Below are 22,074 nucleotides of genomic sequence, written 5' to 3'. Positions count from 1 at the left end.
AAATATAGCACATAACATGTTGAAAAGATTGTTGTTGATTTTAATGGTGCTTCTGTCCCTTGAGGGTATGACACAAAGAGCGACCAGTGAAAGTGTGGATGATACGCTTTCCGATTATTTTACACGTTTGCGTACTATTCAAGATATTGATAAAAAACTGGCATTGAATGATTCTATAAGAGAAATATTTGGTCGTATCCTGAAAGAAAAAGATTCATTTGAGCATGGGTTCGATACTTTGAAAACTATCGGCAAAATATTATCGCCTGATGAGAAGTTTCGATTAATAAACTGGAATATCATCAAGCCAGATGGCACCTATAATTACTATTGCTTTGTGCAGTTTTATAATGAAGATAAAGATGAAATTCGACTCACCGAGTTGCATGATGCTTCTGATAGTATTTCAGACCCTGAGCAACAAGTGCTGATGGCTGACCAGTGGTATGGTGCCTTATACTATGAAATTGTGCCGGCGAAAGTTAAAAGGCGAAACCATTATTTGCTGCTTGGCTGGGATGGTGGCGATTTGTTTGTCAACAGGAAGGTAATAGATGTGCTTAGTTTCAGCTCAAGCGGTGTGCCCAGATTTGGGAAAAGCGTATTTAAGTTTAAAAAAGACAGAAAAAAAAGAGTCGTGTTTGAGTTTTCTTACATGGCTACCATGAGGTTATTTTACGACGATGATATTGATATGGTCGTTTTTGAGCATATGACACCAATTAAGCCATCCCTCAAAGGACAAAAAGTAGCTTATGGGTCTGATCTAACTTTTGACGGACTCGAATTTGAAGATGGAAAGTGGGTTTTAAGAGAAAATTTAGATGTAAAAAATAGTAAAAAGCAATTGAATAGACGGAAAAAAGACATATCTTATACCTTCTGATAATTGATTGTTATGGCCTTTTTACACAAAATACTACGCACCTCTGTTTATATTGTCGAAGACGACAGGGATTTTCTACGTGTGCTCAAACAGGTTTTAGCACGCGGCGTAGAAAATCATAAAATTTTCAGCTTCAATTCTGCTGATGACCTTCTTGACCAACTAAAAAGTCAGGCAGTGAAAAAAATACAGCGAAATATTATTATTATTTCGGTTAGTGCACATGCCAGAGATACAAATAGTGTATTTGAAACCATTGAGGCTATAAAGCAGTACCTGCTCAATACGCATGTTATTCTGTTATATAATCCCGGGGAGCTCGAAACAGAAGAGATGGAGCTTTACCAGGCTGAGCTGGTGGTAGATGATATCATAACCAAAAATAATTTTGCCAGGCTACGTATTCAGAATTCCATCCGCAGAATACTCAGTCGCGATGATTTTCAATGGCGCCGCAAGTTACTCTACTTCGCAGCCGCTGTGGCGACTTTCTTTTTGACAACTACCTTGCTTTTATTTTTTATTTGAATTAATTTTTCATTGAGCTGTATCTTAATTTTTCGTAGTAGATAAAACAAAAGCTGCATAGATTTTTGTCTATACAGCTTTTATGAATGTTATGATTTTATTTGTTAGGCCGTTCGCATATTTTTATGGTTAACCCATGACAGCAATGAGAGGGTGATAAGCAGCCCTATACTTACATAAACAAATGTTGGTATTGGTACAGGATCTCCTCCGGCATAACTGTGAAGGCCTGACAGGTAGTAGTTCACGCCAAAGTATGTCATTAATACCGAGAAAAATGCATAAACAGATAACACATTAAAAACGAATATGCCATTCATATTTTTAACAAGTCTGGCGTGCGTTACAACTGTATAAACTATGATCGTTATAAGTGACCACGTTTCTTTAGGGTCCCACCCCCAGTAGCGACCCCACGATTCATTAGCCCAAACAGCACCAAGGAAAGTTCCTATGGTTAAAAAGATAACACCCAGGATTAATGTTTTATGGTTAATTACCGTAAGGCTTTCTATGGTTTCATTAATACGAGTTTTATTCTTTTTACTTTGAAGCATAAAAAGAATAAGGTTTATAATGCCGAGGATAGCACCAAGCCCGAGGAATCCGTAGCTGCCTGTAATAACAGAAACATGTAGTGTGAGCCAATAGGATTTAAGTACCGGAACCAGATTTGTTATTTGTGGGTCCATAAAACTAAGGTTGGCCACCATTAGCGTAAACCCGCCCAGGATTGCAGTGGCCGCCAGCGAGAATGGCGAGTACCTGTTAAACAGAAATCCTGCTAAAATGGTAACCCAGGATACAAAAATCATGGATTCGTACCCGTTACTCATCGGTGCGTGCCCCGAAATATACCACCTTATGGCAAGTCCTGCTGTATGTGCAAGAAATCCAATTAGTACCAGAATCATAAATGACCGGTTGAGCCATGGAGAAAATCGCTTGCCTGAAATAATGCTTCCGACAAGTATGAATAGGTATATTAGTCCAACAGTGGCATAGAAAGGGAATAATTTTTTGAAAATATTCCAACGATAATAGGTCAGCTCCATGTTTGTTTTGCTCTCTGATGGGAGCTCATATTGGGCATGACTGCGCTGGTATTTTTTTATCCCATTTAATATTTCAGTGGCCTGAGCATAATTTCCAGATTTTTTGGCTTTTGAAAGTTCCTGAAAATAAACGCCTGTTACATCTTTTAGGAAGGCTGAGTCTTCCGGGTTTTTGGCGTATTTCCATGCATTATCTGGCGTTTGCCATTTGTCAATAGCAGAGTCCTTTGCCGGAAATAATCTTAGAAATCTACCAGTAAACATGCCATAACAAATATTTACGCGCTCATCGACTTTAATAACTTCCTTGTCGGCCTTATTGCGCTCTGCGGGTGCTTTTGCATAAACTTTTTCGACCATGCCGCTTAGTTTATATCCTTTACCCGGTGCTACGATGTCTGTATAGGAGGCATAGTTTGAGTTTATACCTATGATTTGTTGCACCCTGTCGTTTCCAACTTTTATAAAGGGAATGTGTACAAGGTTCTCAGGGTTAACATGCATCTCAAGGAAAAACTGAGCAGGATTCATGCCTGCTATTTTTGATTTTCTGGAGATTTTGCGCATTATATCAGACGCCAGTGTATTGACCGGCTTGGTTCTGCCCTGGTCATCTTGTATCAATAGCTTTCCAAAAGTTAAAGCATGATTTTTCGATACGATGTTTTTGGGTGTATGGTGCGTTTTATGTTGTGCCTTTAAGTCGCTAAAAGGTGTTAACAAAAACATGAAAAGTGCCAACACACTCAGAGTTTTAATTTTGGTGTTGCGCAAAAATGTATGTTTGCTGACAAGTGACCATAACAGGCCGAGTGTAAGTAGAAAATAGCCGATGTAGGTCACTGTTGTTCCGGTTGTATCGTGGTTTACAGATAAAATTGTCCCTTTCTCATCTTTATCATAAGACGATTGGTAAAAGCGGTATCCTTCCATTTTTAAAATGTTGTTCATATAAATGTGATACGGTTTAGGATCTTTGCCCTCCTGGTAAATGGTAACGTGACTTGAAAAAGAGGATGGACTGTGTGAACCGGGGTAACGCTCTATTTCAAAGTCGTTCAGGTAGATCTCAAACGGTAATTCAATTACTTTATAACCGTATGCAAAATCGAGCGATGTTTCCCCGAATTTTACTGTAGAGATGTTATTGGTAAACTCTCTGCTTTGCCATACTACAACCTTTTTATCCTTATTGTTGTGCGATACATTAAATATAAGGGCCGGGCGGCTGGCTTTGTGGTTCTGTGCCCTTACCGGTGCAGCAATTATGTTTGCTGATTTATACAACTCTTGTGCTACAAGATTTACATTGGCTGTTTGGTAAAGCTTTTTTGTTTCAAGTGCAGTTTTTCCGGCTGTTAGTTTTCGTTGTTCTTGATCTCCCATTCTGCCCTGGGCTATTGGTGTTCTTGATTCTATAAAAAACGTGTCGTTTTTATAACTGAACCTAATGTCTGCCGCAGTATCGGTGTCGGAGAAGGCTACAGTAAGCATCCCGTATTGCCTTTTTTCTCCCTGGGTAATGTATGAAAATCCACGATAAGATCGGCCCGCCAGTACAAAGCCAATTGTTGGTTTGCCTTCCTCTGAGGGTTCTGCTTTTTCAATGGCGGCATTGTAGTTTTTTGATAGGGTAATATCGTATGTCTCTCCATCGAGTTCTATTGCTTCCTCAAATGAAGAGGGATTTTCAATATCATAATCAAAAAGATGCTGAAAATTATGAGCTTCTGTAGGTTTCACTTTTAAAGCCTTTTCATGCAGCAGTATGCTGGATGAAGCGTTGCCTTCGCGAATGTGCATAGTGCCTTCATAACCAAAATACCGTGTTATTGCAGCACCTATTAATATTATCACAAATGCAATATGGAATAGCAATACGGGCCATTTTCTTTTTTTATAGAGTTTTCGGTCGAAAATTGATCCAAAGAAATTGACTGCAAGTAAAAAAAGCAACACTTCAAACCACCAGGCATTATATATTGCATTTTTGGCAGCTTTGGGTCCAAAGTCATTCTCAATGAATGTGGCAAGTCCCATAAAAAAAGCAGCCATGATCAGGAGAACGACCATGGTTGCCGGGCTAAATAATAATTTTCGCAAATGTTTCATAGTTTTTTTAATATAAAGCTTTTTTAATTAGGCGGTTAGCCAGATTGCATAATCTTGTTTAGCCGCTCTTTGTCTAATATTTTAATTCGGCCTCCTTTTACATCAAGGATGCCTTCTTCATCAAATTCTTTTAAAAGCCTTACAACACTTTCTTTGGTCATAAGTGTAAGCTCTCCAATTTCCTGTCTTGTAAGTTGGCAGTCGAAATCTTCAGTATTATAAATCTTGTCGCTCAGGTAAAGAAGGCCTTCTGCAAGGCGGCCGTTCATTTTTTTCTGACTAAAGGTTATGATCTTTTTCAAACTTTCCAGTCCTTTAATACTTATGTCTCTCAAAAAACCTTCAGCAAAATCCCCGTTTTCGTGTACCATTTTTTTAAGCATGTTCATACCTATAAAACATACCGTTGAGTCTTCCACAGCAGCCAGATTAAAGTAATGTGTGTCATCAATAAAAATACCGGGTCCACCTATAAGTCTGCCTGGCTTTATTAATGCGATAATTACTCTTTTGCCCTCTTCTGTTTCTAAATAAAGTTTTGCTAAACCATCGGCCATAAATACAGCATTGGGAGTAGGTGTGCCTTGTTTAAATATCATCTCTCCAGCTCTATATCTTGCCTCAAAACGTGTTTCATCTATTTCTTTAATTTGGGCTTCAGTTAAGTTTTTAAAGTTATCCCATCCTACAGGGCAAGTTCCACAAGAATTACAAGGTTTAAAATCCATCGCTCAAAAGTATTAATTTTTAAAAAGATCACCGGTTGATATATATCAACAAATGAGTTGGGGTTTTGTAGCTTCAGGGTTATGTAAATTCAATCAATTAAGTATAAGCAATCAAGCCCAAAAATCAATCCAAAAGAAGATATATGCGTATTTTTATCTAAAATGTTTATGGCAAACCAGAAGAAGTATTTTAAAAAATAGATTAATAGGTGAAAACAATAAAAATCAGAGGAATATGAAAAGAACATTAAACTATCTATTGACGATCTCGGCCCTATTTGCATTGGCAATAACTATAAGTTGTGAAGGTCCTGAGGGGCCCGTAGGGCAAGACGGACAAAATGCAAGCGAAGTTTGTAAAGAATGTCATAATGACGAAAAGCAAGATTCTGTTAGTACGCAATATGCATCAAGCGTGCACGCTGCAGGAGCAAATGTCGGTTATGCCGGTGGTAGAAATGATTGTGCTGCATGCCACTCCCACGAGGGTTTTGTAGAAACACAACATACAGGCAGGGATACCACTGCTGCTGATATACCTATTCCAACAGCAATTGCATGTAATACTTGTCACGACGATCATAACACCCTTGATTTCGAAAATGACGGTCCTGACTATGCAATGCGTACAAAAGAGGCAGTTACTTTATTAATGGACGGTTCCTCGCTTGATTTTGAAGGTAGTAGTAACTTGTGTGCCAGCTGCCACCAGCCACGCACCCCAGCTCCATCTTCAACAGACGGTACTTATGCAATTACCAGTCCGCATTATGGCCCGCACCACGGTACACAGGCTACAGTATTAGAAGGTATTGGTGGTTACGAGTTGGCTGGTAGTATGAGTTATCCTGAGCCAGGCGCTTCTACACACAGAACCGGAGCCTCTTGTAATAGTTGTCATATGTCTCCTGCTGCTGATAACAATTCTACCGGAGGACACACTTTTGTGCCTAATTTGGCAAGCTGTACCAGCTGTCATACCGATGCCAGTAGTTTTGATGTGAATGGTGTTCAAACAGAAGTTGAGTCTATGCTTGGTGATCTGGAAACTGCACTTATTAATGCAAACATTATTGGAACAGACGGGCATCTTTTGGATGATAGTGGAGAAGCATTGAATTACGGAAGTAGCCTAAATCTTACAATTGATCAGGCCGGAGCCTATTTTAACTGGGCTACTGTTGCTGAAGATCGCAGTATGGGTGTACATAACCCTGCTTACGTGAAAGCATTGCTTCAGAATTCAATTGAGGTTTTTAATTAATAGATTACTTAATAAACAAGATGGGGGCTTTTTTTAAGAAGTCCCCATTCTTTGTAAACTGTTTTTAACCAAAACATATTTTACAAGAAAAAAGCTAATCAAAATGAAAAAGAGTTTTATTCACATATTTTTATTAACTGCAGTGCTATTTCTGTGGGGTTGTGAATATACGGCTTTTGAGGCTGAAGCATTACCCGAAGTCTCAGAAGAAGTTAGTTTTGCAAATGATGTAGAACCCATATTTAACGACGCCGGATGCACAGATTGTCACAATGGTGGACAATCGCCGGATTTAACTACCGGAAATGCATACAATAGCCTCACGGGCAACGCGGAATATATCGACTTAAACAGCGATAATAATATTTATAATGTTGCAGCACCGGAGAATTCTCATTATAAGAATTATACTGCAGAGCAGGCCGCTCTTGTTCAAGCCTGGCTTGAACAAGGTGCACCAAATAATTAAAAAGATTTATCATGAAGAAAATACTACTGCTTTTATCGGTTTTATTCTTAAGCTGTCAGTTTTTGATTGCTCAGGAAACTGAAAAAGAAACTAAACCCAGACCTGTTAGAGCTCCTTTTGAGAGCCCTTATTTGCTCGACAATCAAACCACATTTATTTTGCCCGAGAAAACACTTCAAATGGCAATTCAGCATAAGTTTGGTACAATGGAAGAGGGAATTTCTGATTTATATGGAATTTACTCTTCAGCAAATATTCGAATAGGATTTGATTATGTGCCCTACGAAAATGTACAGGTAGGTTATGGCCTGACAAGAACAAATATGACACATGATTTCAACGCAAAGTGGACTGTTTTTGAACAGACGCGCGATAACTCTCGCCCGCTTGGTTTGGCACTCTACGGAAACATGGGTATTGATGGACGTGAAAAAGAAAATTTGGGAGCCCAGAATGCCTTCCCACAGAGGCTATCTTACTTCGGGCAGCTCATCATGAGCCGTAAGTTTGGATATAGAGTAAGTGTACAACTTGGAGCAAGTTTTTCTCACTTTAATATGACCGATACTTCACGATTCGATTACGATCGTGTAGGTATACATTTCAATGGAAGGGTTAGAGTCGCTCCAACAGGCAATATCGTATTTAATTATGATCAGCCACTTGACTTCCTGAGACTATCGGGAACAGAAGAATATGAACTAAATCCAAATATTACTATTGGATATGAGATCGTAACCAGTACCCATGCATTTCATTTATACATGGGTTACACAAATCACTTATTGCCTCAATATGCAATGGTGCGTGAGACCAAAGAGTTTGAGCTCGAGCAGTTTAATTTTGGTTTTACCATTACAAGGTTATGGTCATTTTAAACAATTCGTATAACGTAAATTTTTGAATTATGAAAAAGACCTATTTAGCAATTCTAGTATCAGCCATAGCAATGGCTTTTATTCTAATGTCCTTCAGTTTACCACAAGATAAACAGTACGGACCAGAGTGGGAGATTCCAGCCAAGTATAAGAATATGGAAAATCCGCACAAAGGTGATAAGTCGCTTAAAAATGTTGGGCGCAGCCTTTATATGAAACATTGCCGCTCTTGTCATGGAAATAAAGGAGAGGGAGACGGCCCAAAATCTCGTATGTTAGAAACCGCTATGCGTGATTTCAGTTCAGAAGAGATACAATCAAAAACCGATGGCGAACTGTATTATATGTCTATTATCGGACGCGATGAAATGCCCAATTATGAGTCGAAAATTGAATATGAAGAAGATCGTTGGGCTCTGATTAATTATATCAGATCAATGAAATAGCCAGATTATTGCACAGCTCAATGGGTTGGCAATAGCTAACCTGTTGGGCGTGCTTTTATTTAACCCAGAATTGTTTAATTCCGGTAAAACATAAATGCAAATTTTATGAATATGCAAAAACTGATTCTGATACTGCCAGCATTATTGTTTCTTTTTTTTCAAGGGACGGCTGTTGCGCAGGATAATGAGCCCGAAATGGTCGATATGAACCGTACATGCTTCCAATGTCATGGCAATTCGCATTATGGTGTTTATATCGAAATGACTGATACGCGTGAGCGTCGTATTATGAATCCTTATTATATTGTAGACAGTATTGGCTATATGGAAGGTGTGCATGGTACTTTTGCTTGTATCGATTGTCATAATTATGAGTATGAAACATACCCACACAAGGCTTCTTTAAAATTGGAGCCCCAATATAAATGTATGGATTGTCACGGTGGTGACGACCTTTTCGCAGAATTCCATTTTGATGAAATATCAGAGCAGGTAAATGAAAGTGTGCACGTTAAGGCTATTGGTGATAACTTTACATGTGCCAAATGCCACGACCCACATACATATAAGCTTATTGCGCGTGATAGCACAAGTATGATTAAAGAAATTGTTGCTGGTAATAATGCAATGTGCCTTGATTGTCATGGGGACCTTACCCGTTATCAACTTTTTACCGAACAGGAGCAACCCCAAATCATGGAGACACATAATTGGCTGCCCAATCAGGAGCTGCATTTTAAAAATGTACGATGTATCGAATGCCATACTTCAGTTCAAGATACCATGAATGTATCGCATGAAATTTTGGCCAAGGAAAAAGCAGTGAGAAAGTGTGTTGAATGTCACTCTACAAATTCTCTGCTAAGCAATAAGCTTTATAAATATAAGCGAACTTCCGACCGGTCATCCGGCTTTTATAATGATGTAATCTTAAATGAGGCTTACGTTGTTGGGGCCAACAGAAATAAGTACCTAAATAATATCAGCTTGCTGATTTTTGCACTGACCTTTGGCGGTATTTTGGTCCATATTATCATGCGAATTGTAAAAAGATAATTATTATGAATAGCGAAAAACTATATCTATATCCTGTTTGGTTGCGCTTATGGCATGGTTTAAATGCTTTGTGTATCATAATGTTAATTTTAACAGGTATCAGTATTCAGTATTCCGACATTAAGTATCCGTTTATACCATTCGATACAGCGATTATCCTCCATAATATATTTGGGGTTATTGCAGTGGTTAGTTACGTGTTTTTCTTTTTCGCAAACCTCTTTACTGAAAATGGAAAGCAATACCGCATAAAGATGAAAGGATTATTGCAGCGGCTTACCAAACAAACACAATATTATCTGACCGGTTATTTTAAAGATGCCCCGAAGCCCTATCCAATTGAAAAAAATAATAAGTTTAATCCCTTGCAGCGAATTGCTTATACTTCTGCCATGTATTTGCTTATGCCAATAGTAATTATAACAGGTGTTGCTCTGCTATTTCCTGAGTTTATTATTGATGAGGTATTTGAGATTAGTGGTATACAGATAACAGCTATTGTGCATGCTGCGGCAGGTTTCTTTATTTCAATATTTTTAATTATTCATTTATACGTGGCTTCAGTAGGAAAACACCCCTTAAAAAACTATAAAAGTATTATATCAGGTTATCACGAAAGCCATTAGCATATATTTAAATCATAAGAGGCCTCATGCAAGTGATTTTGTATGGGGCTTTTTATTTTAGCCACTTATTTGCCGGACTAATTAGTCCAAGCATGGCTGTTGTGAAAATATAAAATGGATATAACGGCGCCATAATGAAAAAAGATTTTACCCACCCGGGCTGTTTCCAGCTTAAGCTATAGGTATGTAAAGCAATGAAGTCTGTAATTATTTTTCCAAGCCAAAGCATAATGAATGGGAGCCAATACTCAATAAAAAAGAAGCTTGCCAGTTGTGCAGATGTAATGGAAAAAACCAAAATGGCCAGCCCTTGAGCGTGCCAATCTCTATAAGCTGTGGCCTTGCCACCCCACCTCATTCTTTGCTTAATAAATGTCTTAAGTGTTGTAGGGCTTGCTGTTTTAACGATCATCGATCTGTCGGGGCAGGCCTTTATTTTTTCCGGCCCAAAGTGTTTTTTTACTGTATGTAGCAGAAATACGTCATCGCCTGAAGCCAGATGCGCGTCTTTGCTTCGGTTGTAAGCACTGCCAAGGTCTGATGTGATGGCATAATTTGCTCCGTTCATGTATACAGGCATGCCCTTTAAAGCCAGACCTGCCCCTGTGCCTGTTAAGCTGAGGAATTCTAAAGCAAATATTTTTTCGAGCCAATTGTTGGCATTGTATATTACCGATCCAAAATATAAACCACTGCCTTGGTTTTCAAAATGCGTAATGTAATCTGAAACCCAGGTGCAGGGTAAACGACAATCTGCATCAGTGAAAAGCCACAATGGCGCATTTGTCTCCCTAATCGCATATCTGATAGCTTGCTTTTTGCCTTTCTCTGGATTATTTAACAGGTACTGATCCAGTTGTTTTCCCTGTTTTCTAATTATTGTTTCACTGTTGTCAGTCGAGGAATCATTTACCCATAAAACACGGAATTGTTTATGGGTTTGTGATAATAAATCTTTTATAAGCGCAGGTAATTTTTTCTCTTCATTATGATACGCTATTATGATGTCTGGTTTGATATTTTTATTTGACTTGCTTCCTTTTTGTTTCTTATTTGCTTTTATTCCCCGCATAGCAATTGTAATGCTCAGGATGTAGGCCACAAGCAGAAAAAATGCGCAGGAATAAAAAAGCAGCGGAATAAAATTCATTATATTGCGTTAAATAATTGCTTAAACAGTAAAAGTAATGTTTAACGCCTAAACCTGCAATAATACAGTCGTATCACATGAAGAAATATTTCGTTTTTATATTGTTTGTGTTCTTGTCATTCTCAGTGTTTTCTCAACTAAATATTAAAGCTTACCTGGGGGCAGGGCGTATAGCCCTGATGGATAAAAACTATACTGAAGCCATCAACCGTTTTAGCCGTATACTGGAAGTGAAACCAAAATTTGCCGATGCCTATTTTTTTCGGGGTATTGCAAAGTATAATCTTGGTGATTACCTGGGAGCCCGGGCCGACTTTTCGAAAGCCATAAGCATTAATCCTTTTTTCGCAATGGCATATCATAACAGGGGCCTGGCACATGAACAACTTAATGACTTTAAAGATGCTTTAGACGATTACGAACAGGCGCTGCAAATGGACCCTACCGAGCCTATGGTGTATGTGCACCGCGGCCTTACTTACCTGATGAATGAAAAGTATAAAAAGGCGAGAAATGATTTTAATGAAGCGCTGCGAATTGATCCTAACCAGCCTTTAGCATATATGAACAGGGCCATAGCCTTTTTGGAGCTAAAAGATACGGCAAAAGCTATTAAGGACATCAATAAGAGTATTAAGTTAAACCCATACGACGAAGAGGCTTTTAGGCGCCGCGGACTTATTGCCTACATGAAAGGTGACTATAAACAAGCCCTTGAAGATTATGATATGGCCCTTAGACTCGACCCCAAAAACAGCCTTGTTGTGTATCAGCGAGCACTGGCTTATTATAAGTTGGGTGATTACGATAAGGCTTTGGAGGATTATAACACCGTGATTACACTCGACCCCGGCAATGCCCTGGCTATATACAATCGTGCATTGCTTAAATCCGAAATGGGTAATTACGACGATGCCATTGAAGATTATGACAAAGTAAGTAATCTTAACCCTGATAACGTGCTGGTTTATTATAACCGGGCTGGCGTTAAGATTGAGATTGGTGATTTAAAAGGTGCGCTGGAAGATTATGGTAAGGCCATAGATATTTTCCCCGATTTTGCCACAGCTTACATCAATAGGTCTATAGTAAAACAAAAACTGGGACAGGATAAAGGAGCATATCTGGACCGGCAAAAAGCTGAAAATATTATTGCCGAATATAAAAAGTCTCATGACGATACTACCTACCAGGCATTTCGAGATACATCGAAAAACCTTGCACAACTTGTTGATTTTAACTCAGAGTTTAATAACGATTTTAGCCGGAATCGAATTCAGAACAAAGATGTTCAGATTACCCTTAAAAATAATTACATAATTATCCCTGCGGCCGAGGATGTAAACCCAGAAAATCTGCAGTTTGTGCAAGCCATATTTGATTATGAAAAGAATGATGATAACAGTTGGAAATGGATTCCCGGACTATGGCAAACCGAATCGGATAATTTGATTGCAGAACCTGAAAGTATTGATTCGCTCACGCCCGGTTCTTCGCGTTTCCAATTGTATAGTTATGCGCTCGACCAGAGCCTGAGTAATAACTATTATAAGGCAGTAAAATCATTTGATAACTCAGCAAAAAATTGGCAGGAGTATTTCTTGTTGGGCACCATAAAAGCTCAAATGCAATCGTATATTCAGACAATGAATGATTTTCAGACTCAAATCAGGTTAAATGAAGATGCCAATTCAATGAATAATACCACCAGAGGCAATAGTTCCCTTGATTATACCGATGCCATTGAAGATTTGTCCAGAAGCATAGAGTTGAACAATAAATTTAGTCTTGCTTATTATAATCGTGGTAACTTATATTGCCAGCAGCGCGAATTTAAGAAAGGGATTGCAGATTATACCGAGGCCATTTCCATTGATAAACTTCCTGAAGCCTACTACAATCGTGGTCTTACATTAATTTACCTTAAAGAAACAGAAAAAGGATGCCTTGATATTAGTAAAGCCGGCGAGCTTGGTATTCAGCAGGCCTATAATGTGATAAAGCGATACTGTAAATCACAAGAGTAGTTTTTATTGTTTTTCAAGATTATTAAATGCCATAATTTCAGGTCTTAATTTATTGAATTTTAATGTTTTGAGTTGTTTTTTGTTTTGGAATATTTCTTGTAACTTTACGTATCAAAATATATAGATATTATGATTACAAAAGATATTACAATTGAAGACCTTGTAGATGATGTACCCGGAGCAGTAAGGTACATGATGGAGCAGGGAATTAAGTGTATTGCTTGTGGCGAGCCTATTTGGGGAACCCTTGAAGAAGCCGCTAAAGAAAAAGGCTTTGATGATGATACTATTGAAAAATTTGTAGCCGACCTGAATCACTTGCAGGAAAACCCGCCTGAGGATTCTGCCGGCGGAAAAAGGATTGAGACCAAATCAATGGACGATTAACGTTTCCATATTCGGAGCTCTTGTCATTTAGGCTATTACAACCCATGCAACTGCTGCAGCGACGAAAATACTGAAGTTAATCTCGGGAAAGATTCTGCTGCGGGTAATGAGGTATTGATTGGATAAAAATATAGTTGCCGGGATGCCTGCCAATGCAATACCTGCCTGGCCGGCAGAAGGTATCAATAACATACTTGCTGTGATGGTTAATAAGAACCAAAACAGACCATTGTAATATTTTCTAATGATGATTTTCTTATCAATTACATGTGTAAAATGATACCACATGGCGCTTAAAAGTAAAAAGATCAGAACATATATTTTAATTGACCTCATATCGTCACTCAGCGGGAAGTTGCGCTGCATCGTTAAACTGTTTGTGATGTCCTGATATACTCCAATCTGATCGGTCATGAAATAGTAAAAAGCTATAAATACCCAGGGCGTTAAAGCACCCAGAATTTGTGCGATCAGACCTCGCCAGTTAAGACCATGTAAAATGAGTGTAAAAAACCAAAAAGGTACTAACATTAGTATTACCGGCCAATAAAACATGGCCGCAATGCCGATCAACAGCCCTGTCCTGTATATTATTCTAATGTTTAAACGATTTATCTGTGTTTTGAGCATATCCTCAAATGCAATAAGGATGAAAAGATTTGCAATAACAGTTGCATTAAAATGGTTGGTCCCGGTCATTAAGGTCATCCATAAAATATACACAAATGCCGGAAAGTATGTGCGCCGGTCGATAAATATGTACTGAAAATTAAGTCTGACCATATAGAAAGCTTCAAATACAATGATTGCAAAGAGCAGTATTGTATTAAGAAACTGTTGATTTCCAATATGCAGATAGTCAGGCCTAAGGAAGGGAGCAAAGAATGTTTGTGATGTGAAATCGTGGGTCCAGAACAGTTTGAGCCATAGTAAAATGCTGAAAAGCACTATAAGCAATATATTGGCGGGTTGTGGTCCTTTAAGTAATCTAACAAACATACGCTATCTATTTTAAGTCAAATCCCAGGTCCTTCCGGTAATATTTTTTATCAAAATTAATTTTTTCTGCATTATTCATTGAAGTTTTCAATGCTGCTTCCATTGTTTGGTCAAGGCTTGTAATGGCCATTACCCGGCCTCCACTGGTGACCGTTTCGTTATTATTGATTTTTGTGCCGGCGTGTAAAACAATACTGTCTTTTACAGCATTAAGGCCTGTAATTGTTTTTCCTTTTTCGTAGGCTTCAGGGTATCCACCTGAGACAAGCATCACGGCAGTGGCGAAGTCTGGTTTAAGCTCCAGGGTGAAGTCTTTGAGGTTATCTTCGATGCCGGCCCCGAACATATCCATAAGGTCGGTTTTTATTCTGGGCATAATCGACTCTGTTTCAGGATCGCCCAGACGTACATTGTATTCAATCACGTAAGGGTCTCCATTTACATTCATCAGGCCAAAAAATATGAACCCGTGATAATCAATTCCACGTTGCTGTATCCCATGAATTGTAGGTTCAACAATTCGTTCTTCAACTTTTTGTAAAAATGCTTTGTTGGCAAATGGAACCGGTGATATACTACCCATTCCACCTGTATTTAATCCTGTGTCGCCTTCCCCAATACGCTTATAGTCTTTAGCCTCTGGCAGCATCACATAATCTTTCCCATTGGTATAACAGAAACACGACAATTCGATGCCTTTCAGGAATTCCTCTATTACCACGGTAGCACTTGCATCACCAAATTTGCCGGTGAGCATATTTTCCAACTCTATTTTTGCTTCATCAATATCCTCGAGAATCAATACCCCTTTGCCTGCTGCCAGACCGTCTGCTTTCAATACATAGGGTGCCTTTAAGGTTTCAAGGAATGTTTTCCCCTCCTTTAGCGTATCTTTTGTAAACGACTGATATTGAGCAGTTGGAATTTTGAATTCCTGCATAAATGCTTTAGCAAAATCTTTACTGCCTTCCAGTTTGGCTCCGGCTTTTGTAGGGCCCACAACTGGTATTGATTTTAGTTTTTCCTCTGCAGTGAAAAAATCGGTTATTCCTTTCACAAGTGGCGCTTCAGGCCCAACAATGACAAGGCCGATCTGTTGCTCCAGCGTAATTTTTTTAATTGCTTCAAAGTCATCAGGAGCTATATCGATATTGGTTCCGCAGTGTTGCGTACCACCGTTCCCAGGAGCAATATATAATTGATCGATTTTTTTACTTTGGCTGAGTTTCCACGCCAGTGCATGTTCTCTGCCACCGGAGCCAAGTATCAATACGTTCATAATGCATTAAAATTTTAAATCTTCACGAAGATAATATTTTCCGGCAGGGAAATGAAGATATTTTTATATCGATACGGCCAAATGGTTAAATGTTTGATGGAACTATTAGCTTCTTTTCCTTTCGCTGGTTTAAAGACTGCGCATTGTTTTTAGATGCTTCAATCGCTTTCGAAAAGTATGACTGATGGAATATACGCTAAGCGGGTCACGTCTGGTTGTTCAGGTTTTGAGAAAAACTAGAGGAGAACAAGCATCCACGGGAAAGGCTTAGCGGCTTTATGCCACTTAACCGATGCGCAGAGTTCGTTTCTGGTAATGGCTGTTTAGCTAATTTTTGCTACCCTTCATCATAAACCTATGGAAATGGCACCTTAATAATTACCATTACAACCCCATTTTTTTTAACTTTAAACAAAAATTAGTCTGCCATGAATCGAAAAACACTACTTATTACCATTGGCGCATTGCTGGCTGTGGCAATCGCATTATATTTTATTGTTTTTGCTTCGTCAGGTGAGCAAAACAGACAAACATATGCCCGCTGGATTTCAGCACATACCAGTGGGACGGTATCTGCTCATAGTGCCGTAAAAGTTTATTTTACTCAAAATATCGTTTCGGTAGATCAAACAGGCATTGCGCTCTCTGATGGTGCGTTTGAAATATCGCCCAAAACTAAAGGTCAGGCCATTTGGGTGCAGCCCAATGTGCTGGAGTATACCCCGGCTGAGCCTTTTAAAAACGGTACTCAGTATCATGTTGAAGTCGATTTGTCAGAAATGGTCGATTCACTTAAGGTAGATGCCTATGAGTTTGATTTTAATGTGATTGAGCAAAATTTTAATATTGAAATTGAAGGTCTTGCGCCGGTTGATATTCAGAAAGCAGATATGCTGAAAGTGTATGGTAACCTCAAACTTGCAGATAAAGCCGAGGCCGATGTTGTGGGTAAAATGCTACAGGCAACTGTTGGTGATAAAAGTTACAAGGTGAAGTGGGAGGCAGATAAAAGTGGTCGTTTTTTTCAATTTACAATCGATAGTATTGCCCGAACCGAAAAGTCAAGAGTTTTAACCATTCAATATACCGGAGAGCCGCTGAACATAAGCAATAAAGGAACTACTACGTATAAAATTCCTTCGAAAAATGAATTTATCATTACAGGTTATAAAGTACAGCAGCATCCCGATCAACAAGTTGTGCTTTACTTTTCTGATCCCATTAAGCGGTACCAGGAATTATCCGGCCTCGTTGGGTTTGAGCAAATCGATGATTACCAGGTGGATGTGGCCGGAAATCAGCTGATTATACAGCCCGTAGAGCGACAGAAAATTCAGGATGAATTGACCATTCGGCGAGGCATAGAGAGTACGAATGATAAAACATTGAGCGCCGATACAGTTTTTAATATCCTTTTTGAAGAATTAAAACCGGCTGTGCGGGCCAAATCAGATGATGTAATACTGCCACCAGGAGAACAGGGTGCGCTCTTTGCTTTCGAGGCTGTGAATTTAAAGGCTGTTGATGTTCGTGTGTATCGTGTGTATGAAAACAATATCATTCAGTTTTTGCAGGTAAATAGTCTCGACGATAACCGCCAACTGAATCGTGTCGGGAAACCCGTTTTTGAGCAGACAGTAATGCTGGAACAATTTGCCAATACTGATCTGGGCCAGTGGAATACTTTTTATATTGATCTGAATAAAATTGTAGAGCAGGCCCCGGGTGCCCTGTACCATGTGCAGATTGGTTTCCGGAAAGAAAATGCCATCACACAATGCGATGAGCTTGCTGCTGATAAAAAGGCACAAATTGCATCTGAGCGTTTCTGGAAAAACTTTTCAAGTTATTCATATGGCAATAGTTATAGCTGGCGTCACCGCGATGATCCCTGTCATGAATACTATTATGGTTTCAGACGCGCCATGAAACATAATTTTATGATCAGCGATATTGGCGTTATTGCTAAAGCAGGAGAAGGTGAGCATCTAACAGTATTTGCAACACGTTTGTCAACAACAGAGGTGCTATCGGGCGCCACAGTTGAGGTGTTGAATTATCAACAACAAGTTCTCAAAGAGGGAAAGACCGATGCCAATGGAAAAATTGAATTTGTTGGATCTGAAGATCCCTATTTTGTAAAAGTTACAGATGGAAATCATGCCACATATCTACGCATGAGTAGTTCTGAAGCCCTTTCATACAGCCATTTTCCGACAGATGGTGTAGTTGTGCGCGAGGGAATGAAAGGTTTTTTGTACAATGAACGTGGTGTTTACAGACCCGGCGATACGATTTATGCCGGTTTTATGTTGCATGACTTAACAGGTAATTTGCCTGGCAATATTCCCGTTACCATTGAATTGTATAATGCGCGTTCGCAACTGGCCGGTAAAAAGGTGCTTTCGCGTAATGCAGCGGATCATTATTTGGTGCATTTTCCCACTTCATCTGATGATGAAACCGGTACCTGGCGCATAAAGGTACTGGTGGGTAGCCGTACATTTACGAAATCAATAGCTGTGGAAACAGTAAAACCTAACAGGCTTAAACTGGATATTGATACCCCGGAAAAACTACTGGCTGATGAGAAACAGGACATTGGGCTTCATGTAGAATGGCTGCACGGTGCACCGGTAAGTAATTTAAAGGTTACAGTAGAAGGAGCTGCTACAAAATCAAGACTCCGGTTTGATGATTGGCCGGGGTATGAGTTCAATCACCAGGAGCAGCAACTGAGTACGCCTCCTCAAATGTATTTTGAAGGAAAACTTGATGCCAACGGAGATGCTAAAATTTCGCCTTATATCCCGAAATCGCAGGAGCTACCGGCTAAAGTTGCGCTTTCGTACTTTTTTAAGGTTTTTGAGCCCAATGGAAACTTCAGCATAGCATCAGCCAGGCAGCAATATTTTCCTTACACCTCCTATGTGGGTATAAGATTGCCCGAGCCTACAGGTCGTTACAACATGTACCAAACCGACAAAGAAATTGCCGTAGATTTGGCAGCAACTAACGTAAAAGGCGAAAAAATGAGCTCAACAGTTAGGGCTAAAGTGAAGGTTTATAAAGTTGCCTGGAGTTGGTGGTGGGAGTCTGCCAGTGATTTCGGATATCGCTATCGCCGATATAAAAAGCTGAAAAAGACCGATTACGTTAATATAAAAAATGGAAGAGCAACGTACAATCTTTCGATGGATCGTAACGAATGGGGACGCTATTTAATTGAAGTAACCAACATGCGCAATCAGCAGGTGGCCTCCAAATTTATTTATTTTGACTGGCCATCTATTGCAGGGCGTTCGAACCGACCTGACGGTGTTTCGCAAAATATGCTTCGTTTTGCCACCGATAAGGAGCAATACGAAACCGGCGAAAAAGTGAGCCTGAGCTTTCCAACCGAAGCAGGAGGTAAGGCACTTGTGAGTATTGAAAATGGTGTAAAGGTAATTGAAGATTATTGGGTCGATACCCAGGATGGGGAAACGTCATTCTCATTTAAAGCAACACCCCAAATGAGTCCGAACTGTTACATCAATATTCATTACCTGCAATCTTACAGCCGAACAGCAAACGATTTGCCGTTAAGGCTTTATGGTGTGGCCGGAATTAAAGTGACTGATCCCGAAAAGAAAATATATCCGGTAATTGAAATGGATGGAACCATAGAATCCGGCGAGGAGTTTGAGATTACCATTTCAGAGCAATACGGCAAGGCCATGAACTATAGCATTGCCATAGTTGACGAAGGGCTGCTGGCGTTGACCAATTTTACCACACCGGATCCATACGCCCATTTCTTTAGCCACGAGGCCCTGGGCGTGATGACCTACGATATTTTTGACTGGGTAATTGGTGCGTTCAGCTCCACAATTGAACGTGTAATTGGTATCGGTGGTGGTGCCATGGGCGATAAAGATCCTTCACAGGTTGCCGACCAGCGATTTAAACCGGTTGTAATTGTAGAGGGGCCATTTAACCTTGAAAAAGGAAAATCATATACCCATAAAATGAAATTGCCTCCCTACATCGGAGAGGTACGAACAATGGTTGTGGCGCGCAGCAAGCAGGCTTTTGGTAAGGCGGAACGTTCTACAAAAGTTAAATCACCTTTGATGGTGATGGCTACTGCACCGCGAAAATTGGTCATGAAAGATCAGTTTGTTTTGCCTGTGAATGTTTTTCGTGATCAGACATCAGGTGGCAGTGTAACCGTAGAGGTAAAACACGACAATAAAATTAGCGTCGACAATCCCAAAAGAAGGATATCTTTTGAAAGCGGGCAGCAGGAAAAAATGATATATTTTGATTGTGTGGTTGGTAAGGCACCCGGAAGCACAAAATTCAGTATTCATGCGATGGATGGAAGTTATACGGCCATGGAACCGCTTTTTGTGGAAATTTATAATCCTACACCTGTCATTTATAATGTGAATTATGTACGCCTCGACGATAATGAGAGCCGTACTGTGGCCATCGATCCGATCGGAGCACCAGGCACGAATGATTTTACAGCTGAAATTGCCACAATGCCACCATTCAATATTCAAAAGCATTTTCATTATCTCTTAAATTATCCGCATGGCTGCATTGAGCAGACTGTTTCAGGTGTTTTCGGACTTGTGTATGCGCCGAAAATAATACAGTTGACAGATAAAAGTGCCCAACGAATGAAAGATAAAATTGCCGCTGCACTTCAAAAGCTTCGTAAGTTTCAGACGAACAGTGGGGGATTGGCATACTGGCCTGGTTCACGCAATGTAAATGAATGGAGCACCAACTATGCCGGACATTTTATGCTTGTTGCCCGGGAGGCAGGTTACCAGGTCGACCGTGGATTGTTGAATAAATGGATACGTTACCAGAAAACTATGGCCCGCAATTGGGTCGATAATGGCCCGACTTCGCGATACAATCAAGCCTACCGACTTTATACCCTTGCATTGGCCGATAAGCCTGCACGTGGTCCAATGAATCGTTTGAGAAGTATTGAAGATTTACATCCTGCGGTTCAGTGGCGATTGGCTGCTGCTTATGCTGTAGCAGGGCGGGAACGTGCAGCTGAAAAACTTATAACAAGTTTGTCAGTAGCAGAACCCATTGAAACGATCAGGTATACCTACGGATCTTCGTTGCGCGAGCAGGCTATGGTGCTACAAACACTCGATTATTTAGGTAAAGAGACCGAAGCTTTTAATCTGATCGCTGAAATGTCGGATGCTATGATTGAAGACCGCTGGTACAGTACGCAAACCCGTGCATGGGTTATGTACGCCATCGCCGATTTTTACCGCAAACGTGATGTGGCACGTAAAATTGACCTCACTTATGCCGTAAATAATGGCAAGAAAAATACTGTGCAAAGTAGCAAGCATGTGGCCAGTGTCGATTTCCCATTAGAATTTTCATTGTCGCAGAATATCAGGTTTACTAACCAGTCGGGTGGTGAAATATTTCTTCAGATGATCAGTCAGGGTAAACCGTTGCCTAAAGAAATGGCTGGTGGTGCCTCTAATTTGAGTATTGATGTGCAATACCTTGATTTCAACCAAAATCCGGTGTCGGTTTCCCAAATCGACCAAACCACAGATTTTATCGCACAAATTAAGGTGAGGCATCCCGGTGTAAGAAGAGCCTATAAAGATTTAGCCCTTACATATACTGCACCCGGAGGTTGGGAAATTATTAATACACGGTTTACCGATTTCGACGGCGAAATTAACGAGAGCAATTACACTTACCGCGATTTTCGCGACACCAGGGTGATGACCTATTTTGATTTGGCTAAGAGTCAGGAAAAAGTATTTTATATTAAGTTAAATGCCAGCTATCCTGGCCGGTTTTATTTAGCGCCGGTTTCGGTAGAAGCCATGTACGATCATGCAATTAATGCACGCACCCAATCGAAGTTTGTAAAAGTTAAACGTAAGGAATAATCTATTTGAAATAATTCCATTGCCCGCTGCAATTTTGTAGCGGGCTTTTTTTGTCTAATATCGCATTATGGTTGGTTGTTTTATAAAAAACCAAAATTCGAGCTATGTGAGCTTATCGGAGATATATTTGTCACAACGCAAAGCATTTAAATCTTTCTCTTCATTTTCTTTTGTTAGTTTAACTGCTTAATTCCTGCTTTGGTTGCTATAACTTGATCTCTTTATCAGCCCTAATTAAAGTCAACTAC

16 protein-coding genes are annotated in these 22,074 nt (G+C 39.7%); 11 read left to right on the top strand and 5 right to left on the bottom strand.

What is annotated here, in order from left to right:
* The first annotated feature begins 16 nt into the window (after window positions 1–16).
* Window positions 17–886 carry a hypothetical protein gene (locus VJ937_RS06330; RefSeq protein WP_324066050.1) on the top strand — a complete coding sequence of 290 codons (870 nt, stop codon included), beginning with the start codon at window positions 17–19 and terminating at the stop codon, window positions 884–886.
* A gap of 12 nt (window positions 887–898) precedes the next feature.
* Complete coding sequence (locus tag VJ937_RS06325; protein WP_324066049.1) at window positions 899–1,414, top strand: hypothetical protein; 516 nt, start codon at window positions 899–901, stop codon at window positions 1,412–1,414.
* A gap of 104 nt (window positions 1,415–1,518) precedes the next feature.
* Here VJ937_RS06325 and ccsB read toward each other — a convergent pair whose 3' ends face one another.
* Both ccsB and VJ937_RS06315 read right to left on the bottom strand, forming a co-directional pair.
* Window positions 1,519–4,572, bottom strand: coding sequence for a c-type cytochrome biogenesis protein CcsB (gene ccsB / locus VJ937_RS06320; protein WP_324066048.1), 3,054 nt, complete (start codon window positions 4,570–4,572; stop codon window positions 1,519–1,521).
* A 44-nt stretch (window positions 4,573–4,616) separates the two neighbouring features.
* Window positions 4,617–5,309, bottom strand: coding sequence for a Crp/Fnr family transcriptional regulator (locus tag VJ937_RS06315; protein WP_324066047.1), 693 nt, complete (start codon window positions 5,307–5,309; stop codon window positions 4,617–4,619).
* Window positions 5,310–5,544: 235 nt separating this feature from the next.
* Between VJ937_RS06315 and VJ937_RS06310 the strand changes: the two genes are divergently transcribed.
* The 6 genes from VJ937_RS06310 (at window position 5,545) to VJ937_RS06285 (ending at window position 10,048) form a co-directional block, all read left to right on the top strand.
* Window positions 5,545–6,573: an ammonia-forming cytochrome c nitrite reductase subunit c552 gene (locus VJ937_RS06310; RefSeq protein ID WP_324066046.1), complete on the top strand. Its 1,029-nt coding sequence runs from the start codon at window positions 5,545–5,547 to the stop codon at window positions 6,571–6,573.
* A gap of 103 nt (window positions 6,574–6,676) precedes the next feature.
* Window positions 6,677–7,042 (top strand): hypothetical protein, encoded by a 366-nt coding sequence (locus VJ937_RS06305; protein WP_324066044.1) that lies wholly within the window; start codon window positions 6,677–6,679, stop codon window positions 7,040–7,042.
* Window positions 7,043–7,053: 11 nt separating this feature from the next.
* Window positions 7,054–7,920, top strand: a complete 867-nt coding sequence (locus VJ937_RS06300) for a DUF5777 family beta-barrel protein (RefSeq protein WP_324066043.1) — start codon at window positions 7,054–7,056, stop codon at window positions 7,918–7,920.
* Window positions 7,921–7,949: 29 nt separating this feature from the next.
* Window positions 7,950–8,366 carry a cytochrome c gene (locus VJ937_RS06295; RefSeq protein WP_324066042.1) on the top strand — a complete coding sequence of 139 codons (417 nt, stop codon included), beginning with the start codon at window positions 7,950–7,952 and terminating at the stop codon, window positions 8,364–8,366.
* Between the two features lie 111 nt (window positions 8,367–8,477).
* On the top strand, window positions 8,478–9,422 hold the full coding sequence (locus VJ937_RS06290; RefSeq protein ID WP_324066041.1) for a hypothetical protein: 945 nt from the start codon (window positions 8,478–8,480) through the stop codon (window positions 9,420–9,422).
* A 5-nt stretch (window positions 9,423–9,427) separates the two neighbouring features.
* Complete coding sequence (locus VJ937_RS06285) at window positions 9,428–10,048, top strand: cytochrome b/b6 domain-containing protein (protein ID WP_324066040.1); 621 nt, start codon at window positions 9,428–9,430, stop codon at window positions 10,046–10,048.
* Window positions 10,049–10,100: 52 nt separating this feature from the next.
* On the opposite strand, the gene VJ937_RS06280 is transcribed toward VJ937_RS06285, so the two are convergent.
* Window positions 10,101–11,198, bottom strand: coding sequence for a glycosyltransferase (locus tag VJ937_RS06280; protein ID WP_324066039.1), 1,098 nt, complete (start codon window positions 11,196–11,198; stop codon window positions 10,101–10,103).
* 77 nt (window positions 11,199–11,275) lie between these two features.
* Here VJ937_RS06280 and VJ937_RS06275 point away from each other — a divergent pair, with 77 nt between their 5' ends.
* Together VJ937_RS06275 and VJ937_RS06270 are read left to right on the top strand one after the other, a co-directional pair.
* A complete protein-coding gene (locus VJ937_RS06275) occupies window positions 11,276–13,225 on the top strand; it encodes a tetratricopeptide repeat protein (protein WP_324066038.1) in 1,950 nt (649 codons plus the stop codon).
* A 129-nt stretch (window positions 13,226–13,354) separates the two neighbouring features.
* Window positions 13,355–13,612, top strand: coding sequence for a DUF1858 domain-containing protein (locus VJ937_RS06270; protein ID WP_324066037.1), 258 nt, complete (start codon window positions 13,355–13,357; stop codon window positions 13,610–13,612).
* A gap of 27 nt (window positions 13,613–13,639) precedes the next feature.
* Here VJ937_RS06270 and VJ937_RS06265 read toward each other — a convergent pair whose 3' ends face one another.
* Entirely contained in the window at window positions 13,640–14,611 is a 972-nt protein-coding gene (locus tag VJ937_RS06265; RefSeq protein WP_324066036.1) for a DUF6427 family protein, read from the bottom strand.
* Window positions 14,612–14,618: 7 nt separating this feature from the next.
* The gene (gene purD, locus VJ937_RS06260) at window positions 14,619–15,890 is read right to left on the bottom strand and encodes a phosphoribosylamine--glycine ligase (RefSeq protein ID WP_324066035.1); all 1,272 of its coding nucleotides are present in this window, start codon (window positions 15,888–15,890) and stop codon (window positions 14,619–14,621) included.
* 428 nt (window positions 15,891–16,318) lie between these two features.
* On the opposite strand from purD, the gene VJ937_RS06255 reads away from it, so the two are divergent.
* Window positions 16,319–21,826, top strand: coding sequence for an alpha-2-macroglobulin family protein (locus VJ937_RS06255; protein ID WP_324066034.1), 5,508 nt, complete (start codon window positions 16,319–16,321; stop codon window positions 21,824–21,826).
* Window positions 21,827–22,074: the final 248 nt, after the last annotated feature.

The organism is Salinivirga sp. (assembly GCF_035268865.1).
In the GTDB taxonomy this organism is placed as follows: domain Bacteria; phylum Bacteroidota; class Bacteroidia; order Bacteroidales; family Salinivirgaceae; genus Salinivirga.
This window is presented reverse-complemented; position numbering and strand designations above follow the sequence as displayed.

Excerpts from the sequence above, each read along its gene's own strand:
- VJ937_RS06330 (WP_324066050.1), top strand. The coding sequence starts at position 17 with ATGTTGAAAAGATTGTTGTTGATTTTAATGGTGCTTCTGTCCCTTGAG.
- VJ937_RS06325 (WP_324066049.1), top strand. The coding sequence starts at position 899 with ATGGCCTTTTTACACAAAATACTACGCACCTCTGTTTATATTGTCGAA.
- VJ937_RS06315 (WP_324066047.1), bottom strand. The coding sequence starts at position 5,309 with ATGGATTTTAAACCTTGTAATTCTTGTGGAACTTGCCCTGTAGGATGG.
- VJ937_RS06310 (WP_324066046.1), top strand. The coding sequence starts at position 5,545 with ATGAAAAGAACATTAAACTATCTATTGACGATCTCGGCCCTATTTGCA.
- VJ937_RS06305 (WP_324066044.1), top strand. The coding sequence starts at position 6,677 with ATGAAAAAGAGTTTTATTCACATATTTTTATTAACTGCAGTGCTATTT.
- VJ937_RS06300 (WP_324066043.1), top strand. The coding sequence starts at position 7,054 with ATGAAGAAAATACTACTGCTTTTATCGGTTTTATTCTTAAGCTGTCAG.
- VJ937_RS06295 (WP_324066042.1), top strand. The coding sequence starts at position 7,950 with ATGAAAAAGACCTATTTAGCAATTCTAGTATCAGCCATAGCAATGGCT.
- VJ937_RS06290 (WP_324066041.1), top strand. The coding sequence starts at position 8,478 with ATGCAAAAACTGATTCTGATACTGCCAGCATTATTGTTTCTTTTTTTT.
- VJ937_RS06285 (WP_324066040.1), top strand. The coding sequence starts at position 9,428 with ATGAATAGCGAAAAACTATATCTATATCCTGTTTGGTTGCGCTTATGG.
- VJ937_RS06280 (WP_324066039.1), bottom strand. The coding sequence starts at position 11,198 with ATGAATTTTATTCCGCTGCTTTTTTATTCCTGCGCATTTTTTCTGCTT.
- VJ937_RS06275 (WP_324066038.1), top strand. The coding sequence starts at position 11,276 with ATGAAGAAATATTTCGTTTTTATATTGTTTGTGTTCTTGTCATTCTCA.
- VJ937_RS06270 (WP_324066037.1), top strand. The coding sequence starts at position 13,355 with ATGATTACAAAAGATATTACAATTGAAGACCTTGTAGATGATGTACCC.
- VJ937_RS06265 (WP_324066036.1), bottom strand. The coding sequence starts at position 14,611 with ATGTTTGTTAGATTACTTAAAGGACCACAACCCGCCAATATATTGCTT.
- purD (WP_324066035.1), bottom strand. The coding sequence starts at position 15,890 with ATGAACGTATTGATACTTGGCTCCGGTGGCAGAGAACATGCACTGGCG.
- VJ937_RS06255 (WP_324066034.1), top strand. The coding sequence starts at position 16,319 with ATGAATCGAAAAACACTACTTATTACCATTGGCGCATTGCTGGCTGTG.